Origin of the sequence: Cognatishimia sp. F0-27, from assembly GCF_020667845.1 — a bacterium.
Taxonomy (GTDB): domain Bacteria; phylum Pseudomonadota; class Alphaproteobacteria; order Rhodobacterales; family Rhodobacteraceae; genus JAFMPQ01.
The window spans coordinates 24,909-40,874 of the sequence record NZ_JAFMPQ010000023.1; the positions used below are offsets into that span (position 1 = coordinate 24,909).

The window sequence follows — 15,966 nt, forward strand, 5'->3', positions numbered from 1 at the left end:
ATGCCGAGCCGCCCTACAGGCGGACCTTGTCGACTTGGCCTGCGGGTCGGAGCGCCGCCAAAGCGCCAATGAACCCCGTCATGACGTCTTCTTGTGCCGGTATGTCGCGACCCGGCCTTTAACTTGCGACCAGTTCCCCTATCCTCCCGCACATCTCAGAGTTCTGTACGGAAACCCCATGTCCAGCGATCCCCTCGTCGTCTTTACCCCGTCCGGCAAACGCGGCCGGTTTCCCGTCGGCACGCCGGTGCTCACAGCCGCGCGTCAACTCGGGGTCGATCTCGATTCCGTCTGCGGCGGACGGGGGATCTGTTCGAAATGCCAGATCACCCCGTCTTACGGCGCGTTTCCCAAGCACGGTCTGACGGTCGCGTCCGATGCGCTCTCCAAATGGAATGCCGTCGAGGCGCGCTATGACGAAAAACGCGGGCTCAAACCCGGGCGGCGACTCGGCTGTCAGGCGAAAATCGAGGGCGATGTGGTCATCGACGTGCCTGCCGAAAGCCAGGTGCACCGGCAGGTCGTGCGCAAGGAAGCCACCGCGCGCGCGATCCAAATGGATCCCGCCACGCGGCTCTATTTCATCGAGGTCGACGAACCCGACATGCACGAACCCACGGGCGACCTCGAGCGGGTCGCCCGGGCGCTGCGCGACCAGTGGGACATCGCTTCGGTCGGCATCGCCTTCCCTGTCCTTTCGCGTCTGCAGACCATCCTGCGCAAGGGCGGCTGGCGGATCACGGTTGCGCTGCACAGCGCCACCGAGGGCAGCGCGCCGAAAATCGTCGCCGCCTGGCCCGGCCTGCATGAGGGCGGGCTTTTCGGGCTCGCGATCGACCTCGGCTCGACCACCATCGCCGCCCATCTCACCGATCTCGATACCGGGGCGGTCGTGGCATCGCAGGGCCTCATGAACCCTCAGATCCGCTTTGGCGAAGACCTGATGAGCCGGGTGTCTTACGCCATGATGAACCCGGGCGGCGATCAGGAAATGACTCGCACCGTGCGCGAGGCGATCGACACGCTGACCGCGGCCATTGCCGAAGAGGCCGGGATCACCCCCGAGCTCATTCTCGAGGCTGTCTTTGTATGCAATCCGGTGATGCACCACCTCCTCATCGGGATCGACCCTGTAGAGCTTGGACAGGCACCCTTTGCGCTGGCAACATCGTCGTCGATGACGCTGAGCGCGGCGGAGCTGTCGCTTGGCATCCTGCCCGCCGCGGCACAGATCTACATCCTGCCCTGCATCGCAGGCCATGTGGGGGCCGATGCCGCAGCCGTGGCGCTGTCCGAACAACCGGGTCAAAGCCCCGATCTCGCCCTGATCGTCGATGTGGGTACCAACGCGGAAATCCTGCTTGGCGACACCGAGCGCGTGCTCGCCTGTTCCTCGCCGACAGGCCCGGCCTTCGAAGGCGCGCAGATCAGCGCCGGCCAGCGCGCAGCACCCGGCGCCATCGAAGCGATCCGCATCGATCCGGTGACCAAAGCCCCGCGGTTCCGCGTCATCGGCTGTCCGCTCTGGTCGGACGAGGACGGGTTCTGGGAGGCGGTGGCCAGCACCGGGATCACCGGCATCTGCGGCTCCGGGATCATCGAGGCGGTCGCCGAACTGCGCATTGCCGGGCTGATGGATCCCTCGGGACTGATCGGATCGGCGGAGCAGACCGGCACGGATCGCTGCGTGGCCGAAGGGCGCACCCATGCCTACCTGATCCATGATGCCAGCGCCGATGGCGGGCCGCGCATCACCGTCACCCAGGGCGACATCCGTGCGATCCAGCTCGCAAAATCGGCGCTCTACGCGGGCGCGCGGCTGCTGATGGATGAGCGTGGCGTCGACAAGGTCGACCGCGTGGTGCTTGCCGGCGCCTTCGGCGCGCATATCTCGCCGCTGCACGCGATGGTGCTTGGAATGATCCCGGACGTACCGCTCGAAAAGGTCACCTCCGCGGGCAACGCCGCGGGCACCGGCGCGCGCATTGCCCTGTGCAACAAGGCCGCCCGGCGGGAGATCGAGCGCATGGTGGGAGAGATCAGCAAGATCGAAACCGCCATCGAGCCGCGCTTTCAGGAACATTTTGTCGCCGCGAACGCGATCCCCCACGCGACCGACCCGTTCCCGGAGCTTTCCGCCATCGTCACGTTGCCTTCCGTGAGCTTCAACCAGGGCGGGGGCGATCCCGGCGCGACGGGCGGGCGCAGGCGCAGGCGACGCAGCCCGGCCTGAGACAGGCCGCGCCCGTCTTGGCTCCAAAGACGCGCGAATGGGGTCTTGACGACGACGCGCTTGCCGGATTACTCGACAACGCAGCGGCGGGTATGGTGAAAAGGTATCACGCGAGCTTCCCAAGCTTAAGTTACGGGTTCGATTCCCGTTACCCGCTCCAGCTTTTCCGTAAACACGCTGATCCGCCGGTGCCCGGGCTCGACCTCGCGCGCGGTCTGTCGCGTGCGACCGAGGCGGATAAAGCGGGTCAAACCACGGACAAAACGCGCAACCGGCTCGTGAAATTGTGCGCGTCCGACGTCAATCCCGGCGGGAGACGACGCGCGCCAAGCCAGAGCGCGCCGTCTGTGACTCCGTCTGACCGGAACAATTCCCGGCACTTGCCGTTGCACCTGCTGACAATTCCGAAATCACGCTACGTTGAGCGAAGCCGCCAAATTTTCTGGAGCTTTCCATGATCGACTGGATCAATCCCGCCCTCGCCTTGATGACCATCGGCTTTGGGCTCTTCGGCTTTCTTGCGCCACGTTACACGGCAAGCGCGCTGGATCTTGCGCCGCAAGACACAACCATGGGTCTGAGCGAACTGCGCGCCTCCGCCGGCGGGCTGTTCGTTGCCGTGGGTGTCGTCTGCCTCGCGACCGGGGACCCCATGGCCTATGGGATGCTTGGTGTGGCCTATGTCGGCGCGTCAAGCGGGCGTCTGCTGTCCATCATTCTGGACAAACCACCGCTGCGCAAAGCGGTCACGTTCCTGGCCTTCGAGGCATTGCCCGCCGCATGGCTTGTCTGGACAGGGTTTTTCGCCGCAACCACCTGATCACTTGGGTGCCGGCACGCGTCGCGGCTGGGCGAGCCACGCGATACGCCGTCACCGCATGCGGATGGGTTCTGGTCAGGCAAAGGCCGCGCCACACTCCCGGTGGCCAATCGCCCGCAAACACAGCACATGGCTGCCTGACATGGCCACCTTTGCCCCGCTGATGTTCTGCATCCACAACGCCATGACCGCCCCCCGCTTGACGGCTCCCTGCCCGCCCGATACCTGCCGTTCAAGCGACAAGGATCTTGCGATGACCGACCAGCCAGCGCCAGCTATCACCGACAGCCATTGCCATATCGATTTTCCCGATTTCAACGGGGAACAGGCCGACCTGGTGGCACGGGCGGCCGAGGCCGGGGTGCACCGGATGGTGACAATCTGCACCCGGCTGCGCAACGAACCCACCGTGCGGGCACTGGCGGAGGCGCATGACCCGGTCTTCTATGCCGCGGGCACCCACCCGATGAGCGCCGCCGAAGAGCCCATGACCACGGTCGACGAACTCAAGGCGCTCGCGCGCCATCCCAAGATGGTCGGGATCGGGGAAACCGGACTGGACTATCACTACACCGCCGACAGTGCGGAGGTGCAGAAACGCTCCCTGCGCATTCATATCGAAGCAGCGCAGGAAACCGGCCTGCCGCTGATCATTCACGCCCGCGATGCCGACGAGGACATGGCCCGCATCCTGTCGGAAGCCCACCGCGTCCAGCCCTATGGCTGTGTGATGCATTGCTTTTCCTCGGGGCCGGATCTTGCGCGCACGGCGGTGGAACTCGGGTTCTACCTGTCCATGTCGGGCATCGCGGCCTTTCCCAAGAGCGGCGCGCTGCGCGAGATCTTCGCCGCAGCACCGCTGGACCGCATCCTCGTGGAGACCGACAGCCCCTATCTCGCGCCCCCGCCCCATCGCGGCAAGCGCAACGAACCGGCCTATGTGGCGCATACCGCGCGCAAGGGCGCGGAAGTGTTCGGGATGGACTATGCCGCCTTTGCCCGCGCCACCGAAGACAATTTCAACCGGCTCTTTGCAAAGGCCGCAGCGTGGAGGCCCGCGCCATGAGCGGCGAGCTGCGCTTCACGATCCTCGGCTGCGGGTCTTCGGGCGGCGTTCCGCGCCTTGGTGGGCATTGGGGAGACTGCGACCCGGACAATCCGCGCAACGTCCGGCGCCGCTGTTCGCTGCTCATCGAGCAGGAGACCGACGCCGGCACGACCCGCATTCTCGTGGATACCTCGCCAGACATGCGCGCGCAGCTTCTGGATGCCGGCGTTGGCGCGCTCGACGCGGTGGTCTACACCCACAGCCATGCCGACCATGTGCACGGGCTCGACGATCTGCGCATGATCGTCTTCAACATGCGCGAACGGCTTGCGGTCTGGGCCGATGGCGACACGCAATCCGACCTGATTTCACGCTTTGGCTATGCCTTTGTGCAGCCCGAAGGCTCGCCCTACCCGCCGATCCTCAACATGCACACGATCGACGGGCCGTTTGCCATCGACGGCGCGGGCGGCGCGGTGACGCTTACGCCGTTCAAGGTCAACCACGGCAGCATCGACGCGCTTGGCTTCCGGATCCGGGATTTTGCCTATCTGCCCGATGTGGCCAGGATCCCCGATGACAGCTGGCAGCATCTGCAGAACCTCGACTGCTGGGTGCTGGATGCGCTGCGCCGCACGCCGCACCCGACCCATGCCCATCTCGACCAGGCGCTGGAATGGATCAAACAGGCGGCGCCCCGGCGGGCCGTGCTCACCAACATGCATATCGATCTCGATTACGCGACCGTGGCCGAAGAAACCCCCGAGCATGTCACGCCCGCCTATGACGGGATGACGATCCGCTATGCGGTCTGACCGCGCCATGGTCCTGCCGCGCGCCCGCGGTCCCGCCCCCCCGATCGGGCCGATCCTCGTCAGGCGCAGGCCCCATATCGCGCGCCATAGGACGCAGAGCCCTGCGCCGGTCACCAGACCGCGCGCGCGACGACCGGCCAGCTGCGGGTCACAAAGCCCATGCAGGCGCTGATCGACGTCATCCTGCCGGTCTTCGCGGTCATCGCCGCGGGCTACGTGGCGGTCTGGCGGGGCTTCTTCTCGGATACCGCGATCGACGGGATCATGGAGTTCACCCAGAAGATCGCGATCCCCTGTCTGCTGTTCCGCGCGATCTGGCAGGTGGATTTCGCCGAGGTCTTCAATCCCGCTTTGCTGTTGAGCTTCTACACCGGCTCTGCCACCGGCTTCACCGTCGGGTTGCTTGGCGCGCGCTACCTCTTCGGTCGCGATTGGGAGGATTCCGTCGCCATCGGCTTTGCCAGCCTGTTTGCCAATTCCGTGATGCTTGGCCTTCCGCTCACCGAGCGCGCCTATGGCACGGAGGCGCTTTCGGGCAATTACGCGATCATCGCCTTCCATTCCCCGTTCTGCTACATGCTCGGGATCACGGCGATGGAGATCGTGCGGGCCCGTGGCGGCCCCAAGACCGCCCTGCCCGGCACGGTTGCAAAAGCCATGTTCCGCAATGCGCTCGTCATCGGGATCGCGCTGGGTGCACTGTCGAACTGGGCCGAGATCCAATATCCGCGCGTCTTCGCTGATGCGCTGGACATGGTGGTTGCCGCCGCCCTGCCCACGGCGCTGTTCGGCATGGGGGGCGTGCTGTGCCGTTACAAACCCGAAGGAGACGGGCGCGTGATCGCGATGATCTGTGCAATATCGCTGGTGCTGCACCCCTCCATTGCCTGGACATTGGGCCAGGTCACGCAGCTGTCGGACGCGGCGTTGCGCTCCGCGGTGATCAACGCCGCCATGGCGCCGGGGATCAATTCCTATGTCTTTGCCAACATGTATGGCCGCGCAAAGCGGGTCAACGCGTCGGCCGTTCTGATCGCAACCGTGCTGTCCATCTTCACGGCCTGGGTCTGGCTCACCATCCTGCCGTGACGCGGGTGCAGCGCCGGGTCACAAGACCCGCCGCCTGAGAATTGCGCTCGGGCAAATCGCGCAATGCAACCCGAAAACCGGTGCCCACTTTTCGGTTTGCGCTCGGGCAAACCGCGCAACCTGTCCCGAAAACTGGTTCCCACTTTTCGGTTTGCGCGCGGGCAAACCGCGCACCCCATCCCGAAAACCGGTTCCCACTTCCCGGATTGCGCGCAGGCAAACCGCGCAATCCGTGCCGAAAACCAGTGCCCACATTTCGGTTCGCGCGCAGGCAAACCGCGCAACCCGTCCCGAAAACCAGTGCCCACATCTCGGTTCGCGCTCGGGCAAACCGCACAACCCATCCCGAATACTGGTTCCCACTTCCCGGATTGCGCTCTAGCCTAGCGCCGATGACCCCTTTGCGCGACGCCGACCGCCCCTTACTCGGCCTGACCCTCATGCTCGGCTTCTGCATCCTCGCGCCGTTTGGTGATGCACTGGCCAAGATGCTCGGCGGCACCCTGCCCACCGGACAGCTCGTCCTGTTGCGCTTTGCCTTTCAGGCCGCGATCCTTGTGCCCATCATGGTGCTGAGCCGGCGCCGCTGGCAGATGAGCCCCCGCGCCTGGCGCTTTACCGCCCTGCGGACCGTCTTCCACATCCTCGGCATCACCCTGATGTTCACCAGCCTGATCTACCTGCCGCTCGCCGACGCCATCGCCATCGCCTTTGTGATGCCCTTCATTCTGCTGTTGCTGGGATACTGGCTTCTGGCCGAGGAGGTTGGCTGGCGCCGGATCGCGGCCTGCGCGGTGGGATTCACCGGCACGCTTCTCGTCATCCAACCCGCGTTTGAAGATGTCGGCTGGCCCGCTCTTCTGCCGCTTGGCGTCGCCTTTCTCTTTGCCGGCTTCATGCTGTCGACCCGCGTCATCGCGCGGGAGGTCGATCCCATCGGCATGCAGGCCATCTCGGCCCTCATGGCAACGGCGATCCTGTTGCCCATGGTTTTTCTTGCGCCTCGGTCTTTTGACGCCTTGCTTGCCTGGCAGTCGCCGGATGGCGCGCAATGGCGCCTGATCGCCGCCATGGGGCTTGCCGGGACACTGGCCCACCTTCTCATGACATGGTCGTTGCGGTTTGCGCCAGCCTCGACGCTCGCCCCGGTGCAGTATCTGGAAATCCCCGTCGCCACGGTGATCGGCTACCTGCTCTTTGCCGATTTGCCCAACCCGCTTGCAAGCCTCGGCATCATGATCACGGTCGGGGCCGGGCTTTACATCATTCTGCGCGAGCGGGCCATTGCGGCGCATCTTGCGCGGCCGTCTCAAGCGCCTCCCGGCAAGACGCCGGCAGGATGAGCAACATGCGCGGAGCAGCCATATCCAGCGTCACGGGCCCCAGTGCTTCGTTCGACGTGCCGACCCTCCCGTCGGGGGCCATCGCAATCCCGTCGATGGGCCAGCGCAGCCCGGTTGAGCGCCCCGACACCGGTGCAAGCGGCCAGAGCGACACCCGCGTGCCCGGCGCAAGCGGCACCGTGATCCGCGGCGGGCACAGGATGGTCACATCCTCCGCCCCCACCAGAACCACGCGCTGTTCGGGGTAGCGGGCCAGAACGCTGAGCACCGCAAGCTGATGGTCGAGCCGTTTGCCGGTAAAACCAAAGGCCCGGATCATCGGCGCCGCGATACTCCGAAGCGCCTTGTCGAAATCGGTGCTGTCCTGTTCGGCGATCTGGTGGCGGCGCTCCGCGGGGATCTGCGCGGCCAATTGTGGCGAAAGTGAGTCCATATCCCCGATCACGGCATCCGGAATCCGCCCGCGGGCGAGCACGGCTTCGGCGCCGCCATCGGCTGCCACGACAGTCTGAGCCGTGCGCATGGCCTCCGAAAGCCCGCAATTGCGGCAATCGCCGCCACCGACCAGCAGAATTGGTGACAATTTGCGAACAATGCGATCATTCATGCGCAGTTAACGGCCTTCTGAGAAACAGATCACAATCAAGTCACGAAATGATACCCTGCTAAACACGGATTCGGTCGGCTTTCGACTTTTCCAACATGGTAAACACTCTGTTGCGACACGAAAGAAAGAGAGCAGCCCCATGGTGAGTTCGACCAAAATTCTGACGGTCTCTTACGGCACGTTTTCCTGTACGGCAGAAGGGTTCGAGGATCCACTGGCCGCGGTGAAGGATGCCACGCATTTTTTCAGATCCGTTGTGACCGAGGATCGCTTTTTCGGGGCCGAACCGCCCCAGTTCGACCCCGAGCTTGCCTCTGAGATGATGCGGCGCCAGATCGACGGCATCGAGGCCGGCGGCGCTCTCACGGTTCGTTCTCCTGCATTCGGTACCGGAGCTGCCTCTTCCGGTGCCCTGGCCGCGGCGCTTGCCGCCGGACCATCGCTCGCCTCCGGAAGGATGCAAGCCGCGGCCCCAGTTTCCCGCGCTGATGCGCAAGACGGCGATGACGTCGATCTGACGGACAGCCTGCCTGACGACGACACGATCGACGCGGTCGCCGAAATCGTCGAGGTTCCAAACGACGATCCCGCCCTCGACGGGCCTGCCGGGGACACGCTCGGTCACGGTGCCGCCGACACGCAAGGCGAAAGCCTGACGGACGCCCCCCCGGCGGAGGAACCGGCGCTGGACGACAGCCCGCTGGCCGCCGCAATGGGCGATGCAGCCCCGACGCGCGAGGCACGCGACGATGGCGCAGCCGATGCGCTGGCCGCAATGCTCGCCGAACCGTCGACCGATGTGGACAGCATGAAGGCCGACGCGGACGCCGCTCCGGGTGAGGCCGTGGCTTTGGCGGAAGAGGATGCGGCAACGGGCGCGTCTGACGACGGCCCGGCATCGTCCCCCGAGCCTGTGCTTGAGACGCAAGCCCCCGCCCCCAACAGCATCGCCGCCAAGCTTGAGCGCATCCGCAACGTGGTTGCCCGCAAGGCGCAGAACGAGGGGGCGACGGACGCGCACAGCGCTGGCCTCCACCGTGCCGACCCGCTGTTCGATACCGACGATCTGACCGATTCGGTGGATACCGCGCCTCTGGCTTCGGTGTTCGACGATCTGCCGCAGGCCGCGTCGCAAGACATGCCGGCCGCCAGCGATGACGACAGCGCGGAGCCGGTGTCGGAGACACAAGAGACACAGGACGCCGCCGCGCAATACGCCGAAGAGTATGAGCTCAACCCAGAGCTCGATATCACCGGTGCGCTCGATGCGCTCTATGATCCGGCCGAACCGGTCAGCCTTTCGGATCCCGAAGACCGGTTCATCTTGTCGGAGCCCGGCACAAGACCTGCCGCTTCCCGCCATGCGCATACCGAAGCTTCGGCCCAACCGGCGGACGCCCCCGCCCGGGACCCCCAGTCAGACGCTGATCCGGTGTCCGAACACGCGCAGGACGGTGCCATCGACCTCGCGGAGTTCGAGGAGACCGATACCGACGATCTCCGCACAGATGAGATCGGCTTGCAGGACGACGATGCCGTTGCGGCGCCGACAGAGTCGGCGGATCTCGACGAATATATGGATAACGACAGCGCGGTGGCGGAGGCGACCAGGGACGACGGTCCAACAGAGCAGGACCCGCTCGAAACCCTTCTCGCCGACACGCTGGCCGCCGCCGCCGAACCTGCGGCCGTCCCTGCCGGCCAAAGCGACGAGATCGACCTGTCCGACACGCTCGCCGCGGTCGTCGAAGACGCCGAAACAAGCACCGTCGAGACGGCGCAGGATGCGCCCGGTGACGCGTGGACCGAGCAATCGGCGCCCGACCAGCCCGAAGACCCCATCGCCGGGCTCTCCGAACTGCTGTCGTCGAGCGATGGCGACGCGCCGGTCGCAAATGTCTTTGCCGATGACACCGCAGACGCTCCGGAAACGGACGACCTCGAAGCGACGCTCCGCCTCGATGACGGGCTTGCCGCCCCCGTGGAAGCGCCCGAACCGGAGGCCACGCCTGCTCCGACGGCCGTTGCTTCCGACCCCACCGACGCGGCCGTATACGATGACGCGGAGTCAGTCGAAGACGATTTGCAGCAAGCCAACGACGCTGCATGGGAAGGCCTGATGGAAAGCGCCTCGCCAGAGAGCGCCGCGCCCGAAACCGCCGCACAGGCAGCTCCGCCACTGCCGTCTGAGCCGCTGGTGCTCGGCGAACCGACCGCTCTCCCGGAGACGGAAGACGAAGTCGACCTTCAGGAAGACGTGACCGCCACCGTGCGCGATGCGGATGACGACTGGTCGGCGATTTTTGCCGAGGACACTCAGCAAGATGATGGTGCCAACAGCGAGGCCGATAGGGTGTCAGAGACCGACCCCGCGCTCGCGGAAAACCGTGCCACGCCGCTGCGCGCCCGCGTCGTCAAGGTCAAACGTGCGGTGTTCGATCAGGCCCTTGCTCAGGGCGATGTCGAAGAAATCGAAGACGACCCGCTATCCGCCGCGTCGGCCGACACAGGGCTCGACACCGAGGAAGAACGCGCGCTGCGCGAAGAACTGGAACAGATCAAGGCAGAATTCGACGAAGACACATATGCAGACAGTGCCGAGCCACCTCAGGCCTTCGTTGCGGACAGCCCCATCACCGAAGACGATTGGCCAGAGGATACAGCTGCCGCGCTTGAGCGCGACACGATCGAAGAAGATGCGGCGCCGCTCCGCCTTGAAGATCCTGTCGCACCGCAGCCCGAGCCGGATATTGATATCGAAGGCGCGCGCAAGGCTGTGCGGCTCGCCTCGCCGGCCCGGGCCATGCTCACCGAAAGCTCCGTGGAGGAGAATGACGCAAGCCGGCTGATGGCGCAGACGGACAGCGCCCTGGAAGAACCCGAAGGCAATCGCCGCCGCAGCGCCATCGCGCATCTGCGCGCCGCCGTGGCTGCAACCCGCGCGGACAAACAATTGATGCGCAAGGACGAACAGGGTGCAACGGAGGCGTATCGGCGCGATCTCGAAACCGTGGTGCGCCCGCGCAGGCCGCAAACGGCCGCGATCAGGTCCGAGCGTCCGGAACAGCCCGGCACGCCGCGCCCCGCGCCGCTCACGCTTGTGGCCGAGCAGCGCGTCGCGCAACCTGCCGCCGACACAACCGCAGCACCGGTGCGGCCGCGACGCGTGAGCCTCGCCGAAGAGACCGGCGCAGCCCTCTCCACCGATGCCCATGGCGGTTTCGTCGCCTATGCAGAAGATGTGGGCGCCCGCGATCTTCCGGAACTGCTCGAAGCCGCCGCGGCCTATATGTCCTACGTCGAAGAGCGGCCGCAATTCTCTCGCCCGCAGCTCATGACCATTGTGCGCCAGGCCGAAGGCGGAGAGTCGAGCCGCGAAGACCGGCTGCGCAGCTTTGGCAAATTGCTGCGCGAAGGCAAGATCGAGAAGACAAGCGGCGGCCGTTTCACTGCGTCCGATCAGATCGGCTTCCGACCGGACAGCCGCGCGGCCGGTTGAGCCGCCGCACCGCGCGATCACAACGGATGAAGGCGACCCCAAGCGGGTCGCCTTTTTCATGTCTCGCAAAAAGTGGTCAGCACCGGCTCCGTGACTCTCGACGGGGTGGCCCGCATCACAGACGAAACTTCGCGCCCTGAGCAATGGAGCATCCGTGCGACACGTCGGATCCTTCCGCGATCCGCTGTCTCACAAGGCCCGTGCCCTGGAGCGATCAGCCCCGTTTATTGCGTGGTGTGTCGGGGTCGGTCGTCCTGTGGCGATCAGGGCCGGTTGTCGAGTCGCGTGTCGCACTCAATTCCCCCGCCACCTTCACGGCGTGCTATCACGTGGCGACGCTGATGCCGGTCGTCCCTTGGAGGTCAGGGTCGGTCATCGCGTGCCGTGTCTAGCTCGATTTCCCCGCCACGTTCACGGCGCGCCATGACGTGGCGAGGCAAGTACCGCTCGTCCCGTGGCGGTCAGGGTCGGTCATCGCGTGGCGCGTCGGGGTCGGCCTGTCCGATGCCCTTGAACACCGACTTCAACGGGAACGCCCACACGATGCCGAGCGCCACATAGATCAGGAATTCGAGCCAGATCGGCGGGCGGTCGAACAACGAAATGATCGTCACGCAAGCCACCACGTAAAGCGGCAACCCAACCAGAAGGATCACAAGGGACCAACGACGACGTGCTTTGTAACTCAGTGCCATGATCGGGAGTTAGTCCGCAAAGGGGTCTGTGACAAGGATGGTGTCGTCGCGTTCCGGTGAGGTGGACAACAGCGCCACCGGGCAGCCAATCAACTCCTCGACGCGCCGCACATATTTGATCGCAGCCGCGGGCAAATCGGCCCAGCTCCGCGCGCCCTCGGTCGATTCGGACCAGCCCTCCATCTCTTCATAGATTGGCGTGCAGCGCGCCTGCTGATCCGACGCAAAGGGCAGGTAGTCCAGACGCTCTCCATCCAGCTCATACCCAACGCAGATCTTGAGCGTTTTGAACCCGTCGAGCACATCCAGCTTGGTCAGCGAAATCCCCGAAACCCCCGAGGTGGCACAGGTTTGGCGCACGAGTACCGCGTCGAACCAGCCGCAGCGGCGCTTTCGCCCCGTGGTTGTGCCAAACTCGTGGCCGCGCTCGCCAAGCATCTCGCCATCGGCGTCGTCCAGCTCGGTCGGGAACGGTCCCTCGCCAACGCGGGTCGTATAAGCCTTTACGATCCCGAGCACAAAATCGATCGACCCCGGTCCGATACCGGTTCCGGTGGAGGCCTGCCCCGCGATCACATTGGAGGAGGTCACGAAAGGATAGGTGCCGAAATCGATGTCGAGCAACGCGCCTTGCGCGCCTTCGAACAGGATCCGCTTGCCGGCGCGCCGCTTCTCGTTGAGCACCTTCCAGACCGGCCCCGCGTAGCGCAGAACCTCCGGTGCCACCGCGCGCAGCTGGTCAATCAGCGCGTCGCGATCCACCGGATCGAGCCCCAGACCGCGCCGGAGCGCGTTGTGATGCGCAAGCGCCCGATCAACCCGCGCTTCCAACGTCGGCGCATCGGCAAGGTCGGCCACGCGCACCGCCCTGCGGCCCACCTTGTCCTCATAGGCGGGTCCGATGCCGCGCCCGGTGGTGCCGATCTTCGTTCCCGGATTGGCGGCGGCTTCACGCGCCCGGTCCAGTTCGCCATGAATCGGCAGGATCAGCGGCGTGTTTTCCGCAATCATCAGCGTCTCTGGGCTGATCTCGACACCCTGCGCGCGCACGGTCTCGATCTCCGACAGCAGGTGCCAGGGGTCAAGCACCACACCGTTGCCGATCACCGACAGCTTGCCGGACCGCACCACGCCGGAGGGCAGCGCATGAAGCTTGTAGACCGTGCCATCCACAACCAGCGTGTGACCGGCATTGTGCCCGCCCTGAAAGCGACAAATCACATCCGCGCGGCTCGAAAGCCAATCCACGATCTTGCCTTTGCCTTCATCGCCCCACTGGGCGCCGACGACGACCACATTTGCCATATCAGTGCGTCCCTATTCTGTATCGCGCGCCCCCTATACGCAAAGCCTGCCCCTCGCGAAACCGCTAAATCCGCGCATCCCCGTGTCGCCCATTGGCGCAGCGCCCCGAAATCGCTACAGGGAACACATTCACCGTCCCGACCGAGGCCCCATGATGAGTTTCCTGCTGCGCTGGCTGTTTGCCTTCCTCCTGATTGCCGCCACCTATAACCCGACGCAATGGAACTACGTGCGTTGGGCGCAAAGCAACTGGGGCGAGCAATTGCCGATGATCGTGCTCGCCGGCCTTCTGTTGACGATCGGCTTCATCATCTACCTGCGCGCCACGCTGCGGTCCATTGGCGCGGGTGGCATGGTTCTGGTGCTGGCGCTGGTGGCCGCGATCCTCTGGGTCGCTCAGGATTTCGGGCTTTTTGATCCCTCCGATCCGACGTTGGCCACCTGGGTCGGGATCTTTGCGCTTTCCGTCGTGCTTGGCGTCGGGCTGAGCTGGTCCATCATCCGCCGCCGCCTGTCCGGTCAGGTCGACATGGATGATGTCGAGGAATAGCCCGCTCGCAGGGGCCTTGTTGCACGCAGGGCCTCGTGACACGGAGGGCCTAGTGACACGCATAGCCTCGTGACGGGCGGTCCGCATCACGGACGCGAGCCGCACAGAAAGCAGCACCAATGATCGCGTCAATCAGCATGGCGGCATCGATCCCAGCTGTCACCCGCGTGATGGCCGCGATCCCGCAGGCCACCATCCTACGGGCCAGAATCCAATTGGCCGCGAACCTTCAGGTCATAACCCAACCCGCCGCCCTCAAACTGGCTCCAGTGTCACCGGCCCGGACACACGCCGCGCCCACCACTCCGGCAGGATCAAAGATGCACCGGCGCACCGTGCGGCGTGTCGCGATAGGCGGCCGCCCATTGCGCCTTGAGCGTCTGCAGCGTCGCGGCATCGGCGAGCCCCTGACGGGCACAGATCTGCTCAAGCGCGCTGACCCAGGCGAGGAAGTAATCGTCCCCGCCATCAAGCTCCTTGTTCAGCCCGTGTTCTGCCAGAACCGCGCCCAGCATCTGCGCCCAATCGGTCCAGCTGAACGCTCCGCGCGTATGAAGATGCACCGTCAGCGCAAAGACCTGCGCGTGCCACGGCGCCCCGAACACCGGCTCGGGCGGTGGCGTCTCCGCTTCGGCGCTCACAACACCGGCTCCAGGTAACTGTCCCAGAGATCGCAGGTCACGCTGTCGCCCGCCCGCTCCGGATCACCCCAAAGCGCGGCGGCATCGAACATAACGGTGTATAGCGCCTGTGGCGCTTCACCGAGCCCATGGGCATTGCTGTCCGGAAACACATGCGGGCCGTGGCACAGGATCACCTGCCCCTCGACACCGGCGGCATAGCCCGGCAGGCGCGTGTGGCCGCCGCCAACCAGCGTATTGCGGGCCGGCCTGCGCGTGCGCACCCGGTCCCCCACCGCAAAGCGGCCATCCGGGCCGGTGCGATCGGTCGGTCCGCCCGATGCCAGCACCTTCGGCACCCGCTCCGCGGGCAAGCGGCGCGACGCCAGTTCCGACGTGGCCGGTTCGCCTCCCGAAAGCTCCTCTCGGGTGACAACCCCTTGCGCCACAAGCAGATCCGCCAAGCCGGCAAGCCATTTTTCGTAATAGGAAAACGCCGCGTAATCGGACGGCGCAAGGCTTTCACGGGCAAAGCGGGACCGGTCCAGCGTCCATTGCCCCAACGCCCCGGCGGCCAGCGTCAGCGCAAGCGCGCGCGCGTGCCACGGTTCGGCAAAAACCGGCGCATCTTCCGGCTCCGGCGTCACCGCGCCATCGCCGAAACGCCCGCCCATGTCATGCACCCGCGTCATTGCGGCGTCCGGGCAAGGCCCGTCCCGATCATGCTGTCGCGCGTCACCAGCGCCGCCAGCGCCTCTTCATCCCACCCTTCGGTGCCTTCCGGTCGCATGGGGATCACGAGATAGCGGATTTCCGCGGTCGAATCCCACACGCGCACCGACTGATCCGGCGCCAACGCAACCCCGAACTCCGCAAGCACCTTGCGGGGCTCTCGCACCGCACGGGACCGGTAGGCATCGGATTTGTACCAGCCCGGCGGAATGCCCAGAAGCGGCCACGGGTAGCAGGAACACAAGGTGCAGACCACCATGTTGTGGCAGTCCGGCGTGTTGCGCAGCGCGACAACATGCTCCCCCTGGCGACCGTAAAACCCCAACTCGGCGCATACCGCCGTGGCGTCTTCATCCAGCGCGCGGGCAAAATCGGGATCGCGCCACGCCTTGGCCACCACGCGCGCGCCGTTCTGCGGCCCGATCTTGTGGGCGTAGGTATCGATGATCGCATCCAGAGCCGCAGGGTCTATCAAACCCTTGCGTTCAAGCAGCGTTTCCAATGCCTTGACGCGCAGTGCGGGGTCGGAGGGCAGATGCGCTTGGGCGTGGTCGGGGTCGGCATGGTCATGAGGCATGATCAAACCATGCCCCAGCCGCGCTCCGCAGGG

14 protein-coding genes and 1 tRNA gene are annotated in these 15,966 nt (G+C 65.4%); 9 read left to right on the forward strand and 6 right to left on the reverse strand.

Annotated features, from left to right (window positions below):
- Positions 1–178 precede the first annotated feature (178 nt).
- From J1C49_RS13280 to J1C49_RS13310, 7 genes are all read left to right on the forward strand, one after another.
- Positions 179–2,233, forward strand: a complete 2,055-nt coding sequence (locus J1C49_RS13280; protein ID WP_227446315.1) for an ASKHA domain-containing protein — start codon at positions 179–181, stop codon at positions 2,231–2,233.
- An 86-nt stretch (positions 2,234–2,319) separates the two neighbouring features.
- Positions 2,320–2,393 (forward strand) — tRNA-Gly (locus J1C49_RS13285).
- Between the two features lie 294 nt (positions 2,394–2,687).
- On the forward strand, positions 2,688–3,053 hold the full coding sequence (locus J1C49_RS13290; protein ID WP_227446316.1) for a DUF4345 family protein: 366 nt from the start codon (positions 2,688–2,690) through the stop codon (positions 3,051–3,053).
- Between the two features lie 253 nt (positions 3,054–3,306).
- A complete protein-coding gene (locus J1C49_RS13295; RefSeq protein ID WP_227446317.1) occupies positions 3,307–4,119 on the forward strand; it encodes a TatD family hydrolase in 813 nt (270 codons plus the stop codon).
- Complete coding sequence (locus J1C49_RS13300) at positions 4,116–4,916, forward strand: MBL fold metallo-hydrolase (protein WP_227446318.1); 801 nt, start codon at positions 4,116–4,118, stop codon at positions 4,914–4,916. The genes J1C49_RS13295 and J1C49_RS13300 overlap by 4 nt, the downstream gene beginning before the upstream one ends.
- A gap of 159 nt (positions 4,917–5,075) precedes the next feature.
- Positions 5,076–6,005: an AEC family transporter gene (locus J1C49_RS13305; RefSeq protein ID WP_227446319.1), complete on the forward strand. Its 930-nt coding sequence runs from the start codon at positions 5,076–5,078 to the stop codon at positions 6,003–6,005.
- Positions 6,006–6,397: 392 nt separating this feature from the next.
- Positions 6,398–7,348 carry a DMT family transporter gene (locus tag J1C49_RS13310; RefSeq protein WP_227446320.1) on the forward strand — a complete coding sequence of 317 codons (951 nt, stop codon included), beginning with the start codon at positions 6,398–6,400 and terminating at the stop codon, positions 7,346–7,348.
- Here the strand turns inward: J1C49_RS13310 and J1C49_RS13315 are convergent.
- The gene (locus J1C49_RS13315) at positions 7,269–7,955 is read right to left on the reverse strand and encodes a thiamine diphosphokinase (RefSeq protein ID WP_227446321.1); all 687 of its coding nucleotides are present in this window, start codon (positions 7,953–7,955) and stop codon (positions 7,269–7,271) included. The two genes, J1C49_RS13310 and J1C49_RS13315, sit on opposite strands and share 80 nt — an antisense overlap.
- A gap of 139 nt (positions 7,956–8,094) precedes the next feature.
- Here J1C49_RS13315 and J1C49_RS13320 point away from each other — a divergent pair, with 139 nt between their 5' ends.
- Positions 8,095–11,454 carry a hypothetical protein gene (locus J1C49_RS13320; RefSeq protein WP_227446322.1) on the forward strand — a complete coding sequence of 1,120 codons (3,360 nt, stop codon included), beginning with the start codon at positions 8,095–8,097 and terminating at the stop codon, positions 11,452–11,454.
- 461 nt (positions 11,455–11,915) lie between these two features.
- Here J1C49_RS13320 and J1C49_RS13325 read toward each other — a convergent pair whose 3' ends face one another.
- Positions 11,916–12,149 (reverse strand): DUF2842 domain-containing protein, encoded by a 234-nt coding sequence (locus J1C49_RS13325; protein ID WP_227446323.1) that lies wholly within the window; start codon positions 12,147–12,149, stop codon positions 11,916–11,918.
- Between the two features lie 9 nt (positions 12,150–12,158).
- Positions 12,159–13,454, reverse strand: a complete 1,296-nt coding sequence (locus J1C49_RS13330; protein ID WP_227446324.1) for an adenylosuccinate synthase — start codon at positions 13,452–13,454, stop codon at positions 12,159–12,161.
- Between the two features lie 154 nt (positions 13,455–13,608).
- Between J1C49_RS13330 and J1C49_RS13335 the strand changes: the two genes are divergently transcribed.
- A complete protein-coding gene (locus J1C49_RS13335; protein ID WP_227446362.1) occupies positions 13,609–14,004 on the forward strand; it encodes a DUF6524 family protein in 396 nt (131 codons plus the stop codon).
- A gap of 314 nt (positions 14,005–14,318) precedes the next feature.
- On the opposite strand, the gene J1C49_RS13340 is transcribed toward J1C49_RS13335, so the two are convergent.
- From J1C49_RS13340 to nthA, 3 genes are read right to left on the reverse strand one after another with little or no spacing between them, the layout of a single operon-like run.
- Positions 14,319–14,645 carry a nitrile hydratase accessory protein gene (locus J1C49_RS13340; RefSeq protein WP_227446325.1) on the reverse strand — a complete coding sequence of 109 codons (327 nt, stop codon included), beginning with the start codon at positions 14,643–14,645 and terminating at the stop codon, positions 14,319–14,321.
- Positions 14,642–15,316, reverse strand: coding sequence for a nitrile hydratase subunit beta (gene nthB / locus J1C49_RS13345; RefSeq protein ID WP_227446326.1), 675 nt, complete (start codon positions 15,314–15,316; stop codon positions 14,642–14,644). The genes J1C49_RS13340 and nthB overlap by 4 nt, the downstream gene beginning before the upstream one ends.
- A complete protein-coding gene (nthA, locus tag J1C49_RS13350; RefSeq protein ID WP_227446327.1) occupies positions 15,313–15,933 on the reverse strand; it encodes a nitrile hydratase subunit alpha in 621 nt (206 codons plus the stop codon). Before nthA ends, nthB begins: the two co-directional genes overlap by 4 nt.
- Positions 15,934–15,966 lie beyond the last annotated feature (33 nt).